The organism is Bradyrhizobium sp. PRIMUS42 (assembly GCF_023006515.1).
Lineage (GTDB): Bacteria > Pseudomonadota > Alphaproteobacteria > Rhizobiales > Xanthobacteraceae > Bradyrhizobium.
The window spans coordinates 1-7,038 of the sequence record NZ_JALBGZ010000318.1 but is presented as its reverse complement, the minus strand read 5'-3'; the positions used below and the strand labels follow the sequence as shown (position 1 = coordinate 7,038).

3 protein-coding genes are annotated in these 7,038 nt (G+C 65.4%); 1 reads left to right on the top strand and 2 read right to left on the bottom strand.

Annotated features, from left to right (window positions below; translation table 11 throughout):
* Window positions 1–3,411 (bottom strand): vitamin B12-dependent ribonucleotide reductase (locus tag MOV75_RS21885; RefSeq protein WP_247006592.1); only part of this gene is annotated, 3,411 nt, incomplete at its 3' end.
* Between the two features lie 758 nt (window positions 3,412–4,169).
* Between MOV75_RS21885 and MOV75_RS21880 the strand changes: the two genes are divergently transcribed.
* Window positions 4,170–5,066: a DMT family transporter gene (locus MOV75_RS21880; RefSeq protein WP_247006591.1), complete on the top strand. Its 897-nt coding sequence runs from the start codon at window positions 4,170–4,172 to the stop codon at window positions 5,064–5,066.
* Window positions 5,067–5,175: 109 nt separating this feature from the next.
* Here MOV75_RS21880 and MOV75_RS21875 read toward each other — a convergent pair.
* Window positions 5,176–7,038 (bottom strand): ATP-binding protein (locus tag MOV75_RS21875; RefSeq protein ID WP_246929560.1); only part of this gene is annotated, 1,863 nt, incomplete at its 5' end.

Sequence of the window (7,038 nt, the reverse complement as noted above, 5' to 3'; positions counted from 1 at the left end):
CATCACGACGAGGTTGTCGGTCCGCGAGCGGGTGAGGCCGCGTGACACCAGCTTGGAGGCGTGGTGGCCCGCGTCGCCGTCCGGCTCCTTGCCTTCCTCGACGCCCTTGCCGAGCGCGTCGAAGTTCGACTCGGTCGGGTCGACATGGGCGAGGTCGAAGCGCGACATGTAGCTCACCGCGAGCTCGCGGAAGACGTAGTCGAGGATCGAGGTCGCGTACTTGATGCTGTCGTTGCCCTGCACGGGGCCCGCCGGCTCGAAGCGGGTGAAGGTGAAGGCGTCGACATATTCGTCGAGCGGCACGCCGTACTGGAGACCCAGCGACACGGCGATGGCGAAGTTGTTGATGAAGGAGCGCAGCGCCGCGCCTTCCTTGTGCATGTCGATGAAGATCTCGCCGAGACGGCCGTCATCATATTCGCCGGTCCGCAGGTAGACCTTGTGGCCGCCGACGACCGCCTTCTGGGTGTAGCCCTTGCGGCGATCCGGCATCTTCTCGCGCTCGCGCATCACGATGATGCGCTCGACCAGCTTCTCGACGATCTTCTCCGAGACCTGGGCGGTGCGCGCCGCCATCGGCTTCTCGTAGAGTGACTCGACCGCATCGTCCTCGTCCTCGTCGTCGGCGATGAGCTGCGAGTTGAGCGGCTGGGAGAGCTTGGAGCCGTCGCGATAGAGCGCGTTGGCTTTCAGCGCGAGCTTCCACGACAGCATGTAGGCGGACTTGCAGTCCTCTACAGTTGCGTCGTTCGGCATGTTGATGGTCTTGGAGATCGCACCCGAGATGAAGGGCTGCGCCGCCGCCATCATGCGGATGTGGCTCTCGACCGACAGATAGCGCTTGCCGATCTTGCCGCAGGGGTTGGCGCAGTCGAACACCGGATAGTGCTCGGCCTTGAGGTGCGGAGCACCTTCCACCGTCATCGCGCCGCAGATGTGGACGTTGGCCGCCTCGATCTCGCGCTTGGTGAAGCCGACGGCCTGGAGCAGGTCGAAGCCGGGGGCCGCGATCGCCTCGGCGCCGATGCCGAGCTGGTCGCGGATGAAGTCTTCGCCAAAGGTCCACTTGTTGAAGGCGAACTTGATGTCGAAGGCGGTCGGCAGGGCCTTCTCGACCTTGGCGATGGCTTCATCGGTGAAGCCCTTGGCCTTCAGCGTCGAGGCGTTGATGCCGGGGGCGTTGGAGAGCGAGCCGTGGCCGACGGCGTAGGCCTCGATCTCCGCGATCTCGCTCTCGCGATAGCCGAGCGCGCGCAGCGCCGCGGGAACCGCGCGGTTGATGATCTTGAAGTAGCCGCCGCCGGCGAGCTTCTTGAACTTCACCAGGGCGAAGTCGGGCTCGATGCCGGTGGTGTCGCAATCCATCACGAGGCCGATCGTACCGGTGGGCGCGATCACCGTGGTCTGGGCGTTGCGATAGCCGTGCTTCTCGCCGAGCTCGAGCGCCGCATCCCAGGCCGCCTGCGCGTGGGTGACGAGGTCGGCCTGCGGGCAGGAGACGAGGTCCATCGGCACCGGGTTGACGCTGAGCGCCTCGTAGCCGTTGGACTGGCCGTGGGCGGCGCGGCGGTGGTTGCGGATGACGCGCAGCATGTGCGCGGCGTTCTTCTTGTAGCCGGGGAAGGTGCCGAGCTCGGCGGCGATCTCCGCCGAGGTCTTGTAGGTGATGCCGGTCATCACGGAGGTCAGCGCGCCGCAGAGCGCACGGCCTTCCTTGCTGTCATAGGGCAGGCCCATGGTCATCAGCAGGCCGCCGATGTTGGCGTAGCCGAGGCCGAGCGTGCGGAACTCGTAGGAGAGCTCGGCGATCGCCTTCGACGGGAACTGCGCCATCATCACCGAGATTTCGAGCACGACCGTCCAGAGCCGGCAGAGATGCTCGTAGCCCTCGACGTCGAAGTGCTTGGTGCTGACGTTGTAGAAGGTCAGCAGGTTCGCGGAGGCGAGGTTGCACGCCGTGTCGTCCAGGAACATGTATTCCGAGCACGGATTGGACGCGCGGATGTCGCCGGACGCCTTGCAGGTGTGCCAGTCGTTCATGGTGGTGTTGAAGTGCAGGCCGGGGTCGGCCGACGCCCAGGCGGCGTAGCCGATTTTTTCCCAGAGGTCGCGCGCCTTCAGCGTCTTCGTCACCTTCTTGGAGGTGCGGGCGTTCAGATTCCAGTCGCCGTCGGTTTCCACGGCGCGGAGGAAGTCGTCCTTCAGCGAGACCGAGTTGTTGGAGTTCTGGCCGGAGACGGTGAGATAGGCTTCGCTATCCCAGTCGGTATCGTAGGTCTCGAACTGGATGTCCTTGTAGCCCTGCTTGGCGAACTGGATGACGCGCTTGATGTAATTGTCAGGCACGAGGCTGCGGCGCGCGAGCTTGATCTCGCGGCGGAGCGCCGGGTTCTTCTCGGGGTCGAAGCAGTCGTCGCCCGAGCCTTCGCAGTTCACGCAGGCCTTCAGCACCAGCTTGAGGTGCTTCTGGTTGATCTTGGAGCCGGTGACGAGGGCCGCGACCTTCTGCTCCTCCTTCACCTTCCAGTCGATATAGGTCTCGATGTCGGGGTGATCGACGTCGACCACGACCATCTTGGCGGCGCGGCGCGTGGTGCCGCCCGACTTGATCGCGCCCGCGGCGCGGTCGCCGATCTTGAGGAAGCTCATCAGGCCGGACGAGCGGCCGCCACCGGAGAGCTTTTCGCCTTCGCCGCGCAGGCGCGAGAAGTTGGAGCCGGTGCCGGAGCCGTATTTGAACAGGCGCGCTTCGCGGACCCAGAGGTCCATGATGCCGCCCTCGTTGACGAGGTCGTCACCGACGCCCTGGATGAAGCAGGCGTGCGGCTGCGGATGCTCGTAGGCCGACTTGGACTTGGTCAGCTTGCCGGTGAAGGGGTCGACGTAATAATGGCCCTGGCCGGGACCGTCGATGCCATAGGCCCAGTGCAGGCCGGTGTTGAACCATTGCGGCGAGTTCGGCGCGACCATCTGCATGGCGAGCATGTAGCGGAGCTCGTCGTAGAAGGCCTGGGCGTCCTCGTCGGTCGAGAAATACTTGCCCTTCCAGCCCCAATAGGTCCAGCAGCCGGCGAGGCGGTCGAACACCTGCTTGGCTGAGAGCTCGCTGACATAGCGCTCCTTCTCAGGCAGCGCGGCGAGGGCGTCGGTGTCGGGCACGGAGCGCCACAGGAAGGAGGGGACGGATTCCTCCTCGACCTTCTTCAGGCGCGCGGCAACGCCGGCTTTACGGAAATACTTCTGGGCGAGCACGTCGGAGGCGACCTGCGACCACTCGGTCGGGACCTCGACGCCGTCCATTTTGAACACGACCGAGCCGTCGGGATTGCGAATCTCCGACGTGGTCAGGCGGAAATCGATTCCCGCGTAAGGTGACTGTCCGTGGGTGGTGTGGCGCCGCTCAATCCGCATGGTCTTGCCCCGTCCTTATCTTTGACCGGTCTCGCCCCTCGTTGAAGGCGTGCCGGGTCGACATTTCGTTTCGCGAGCCCTTCGGCCGTTCGGCCTCGGGCATCGCAGCTCAGCCGGTGGACCCGGCCCTTGTTCTCCCGACGCGATTCTTCGATGCGTGCATCGATCATCCGCCGGCATGTCCAGAACCATCCGCCCCCAAGGGGATGGGCCCGACATGCGTTCAACGCCCCACAGTCACTTCAACAATTGCCATGCGAGCCTGTTGCCGGCCCGTTCTGGCGCCCGAAAAGCCCGCTATCCGAGGGCAGACAAGCCCTCATCCGCTGCCTTTGGCTGGCGGGCGGAGTGACGATTTGCGAGACCCTTTGGGGGAGTGCCGGCGGGACGCAAACTCACTCGCGCCGAACGGACCGAAAGCTAGGACTCTCCGTTGCGCCCGTCAAGAACTAGTGCGAGTTCCTGAATCAAATACTAAATATGGTGGATTGCGGGGGATAACAGGGGGCAAGCCCGCGCCTGTTGTGGAGCCAAGTATCAGTGAGTCCTCACGGATTCCCAACCGAAAAAATTTGCATCCCGTGGTGATGCGGACGCTTCATCCCGCTGTTCACAGGGCAGGTATATTTTTGGGCAATGGGGTTGCGTCAGCAGGACTCACGTAGCCCTACGGAAGGCGAGGGAAGGTATGCCCGCCGCGGTGGTGGTTTGCACCGCGAATCCGCGCCAAGCTGACGCTCAATTTGCCGGACTGCCTCATGCTTGATTCGACTCGCCGGGATGCGCGACCGCGCATCGCCCCGGCCGGCCTGATGTTCCTCGCCATCACCTCGATCGGCTGGGGCTTCAATTGGCCGGTGACGAAATTCCTGCTCTCCGAGCTGCCGCCGCTGACGCTCCGGGGCGTGACCGGCGTGCTCGGCGCGGTGCTCCTAGCATTGCTCGCGGTCATGCGCCGGCAGAGCCTCAAGGTGGAGCCGGGGATCTGGCCGCGCCTCATCACCGCCGCGGTCCTCAATGTCACCGGCTGGATGGTGCTGATGGGCCTGGCGCTGCTCTGGCTGCCGGCGAGCGAGGCGGCGCTGATCGCCTACACCATGCCGGTCTGGGCCTCGCTGATCGCCTGGCCGGTGCTGGGCGAGCGGCCGACGCTGCTTCGCACGCTGGGACTGGTGATGGCCTTTGTGGGGCTCGCCTCGATCATGGGCAGCAACGGCATCACCGCCAGCGTCGAGAAGCTGCCTGGAATCGTCATGGCGCTGTGCGGCGCGCTGGGCTTTGCCATCGGCACGGTGTTCTCGAAGAGGTACCCGATCCATCTGCCGCCAATTACAGCCGCGGCCTGGCAGATCGGGATCGGCTGCCTGCCGATCTCGATCATCGGCCTCTTAGTCGAGACCACGCATCTGTCGAACGTGACGCCGCTCGGCTGGTGGCTGCTGGTCTATTCTACTGTGGTCCAATTCTGCATCGCCTATGTCAGCTGGTTCGCAGCGCTCGCCCGCCTGCCGGCCTCGGTCGCTGCGATCGGGACGATGGCGGTGCCGGTCATCGGCGTGGTGGCTTCGGCAATCGCGCTGCACGAGCCGCTGGGCGCAGGGCAGATCGCCGCGCTGATCTTCACGCTGGCCGCCGTGGTGCTGGCGACGCGATGAGCGTGGCAACGTGTCGTCCGTATAGGATGGGTAGAGCGCAGCGAAACCCATCAATTCCGGCCGCGCGGCGAGACGATGGGTTTCGCTGCGCTCTACCCATCCTACGAGGTTAGCTCACCCCGCCCAGCGCCTTCCGGATCATCTCGGCGAGCTGGTTTCTCCGGTAGGGCTTTGTCAGCAGCATCACGCCATCGTCGAGCTTGCCGTGGTGGACGATGGCGTTGTCGGTGTAGCCGGAGGTGTAGAGCACCTTCACGCCGGGCCGGCGCCTGGCCACCTCTTCGGCGAGCTCGCGCCCGCTCATGCCGCCGGGGATGACGACGTCGGTGAACAGCAGGTCGAACGGCTCGCCGGCGTCGATCAATTCGAGCGCGGCCTTGCCGTCGGGCGCGGCCACCGTCCTGTAGCCCAGACTCTGGAGCTGGGCGGTGACGAAGTTGCGCACCAGATTGTCGTCCTCGACGACGAAGATGGTCTCGGCGCCGCCTTCGGCCTGCGGCGCGAGCGCGGCTGCGACATCCGTCGTGCCTTCGCCCGGCGGCAGATAGAGCTTGATCGTGGTGCCGTGGCCTTCCTCGCTGTAGATCTTGATGTGACCGCCGGACTGCTTGACGAAGCCGTAGACCATGGAGAGGCCGAGGCCGCTTCCCTTGCCGACCTCCTTGGTGGTGAAGAAGGGCTCGAACGCCTTCTGCTGAGTCTCCACGGACATGCCGGTGCCGGTGTCGCTGACGGCGAGCATGACGTAGTGGCCGGCCACCACGTCGGCATTGGCCTGTGCATAGGCCTCGTCCAGCACGGCGCGGTGAGTCTCCAGCAGCAGCTTGCCGCCGTTCGGCATGGCGTCGCGCGCGTTGATCGCCATGTTGAGCACGGCATTGGTGAGCCGGGACGGATCGATATGGGCGGTCATCGGCCCCAGTTCCAGCACGGTCTCGATCTGGATCTGCTCGCCGAGGGTGGGGCGCAGGAGTTTTGCGATGTCCGCGATCGCGGCGTTGATCTCGACATTGCGCGGCTGCAGCGGCTGCCGGCGCGCAAAGGCAAGCAGATGCTGGATCAGCTCGGCGCAACGCTCGGCGGCATCGTCGATCAGCCGCGCCGCGCGCTGGAGCTCCGGCTGCTGCTTCAGGCTTTCCACCAGCGTCTCGGTGTTGCCGGAGATCACGGTCAGCATGTTGTTGAAGTCGTGCGCGACGCCGCCGGTCAGCTTGCCGATCGCATCCAGCTTCTGCGACTGGTACAGCTGCCGCTCGGTCTCGCGCGACATGGTCGCGTCGTGATAGACCAGCACCGCGCCGGAGATGTCGCCTTGCCCGTCCAGCATCGGCCGGCCGCTGATCATGAGATGACGCGGAGGATTGCCGCTGTGCGGGCGGACGATCATCTCCAGATCCTCGAACTTCTCGCCGCGCAGCACGCGCACCGAGGGCAGCTCGTCGGCCTTCATCGGCGTGACGCCGTCGCCGTGAAATACATCCGACAGCGCGCGCAGATTGCGCAGATTCATGCCGGCGCGATGCAACAGCATGCGCTCTGCGGCCGGATTGGACAGAAGGACATTGCCGTCCGCGTCGATGACCAGCACCGCCTCCGCCATGCTGTGAAACGTGCTTTGCAGTACGTTGACCGACAGGCGCAGCTCGTCATGCGCGGTGACCAGGTGCTCCGTGCGCTCCGCCACCGCCGCGGCGAGTACCTCCTTGGCGGCCGTGGTCTCGGTCAGCGTGCTCTGGAGCTGTACCGTCGCGCGCTGGCTCTCGCGCATCACCAGCGCGACCAGCAGCAGGATCAGCACGGCGCCGGCGACGTCGATGCCGAGCAGCACGACGCCGGTGCGGCGCGAATCCTGTGAGCGCGCGGCGAGCAAGCGTTCCTCCTCCGCGCTCAGATGGTCGAGATTGCCCATCACCGTGTCCATGAGGCCGCGGCCTTCGGCCCTGCCGTTGAGCGCGGCAATGCCGGCCTCGTC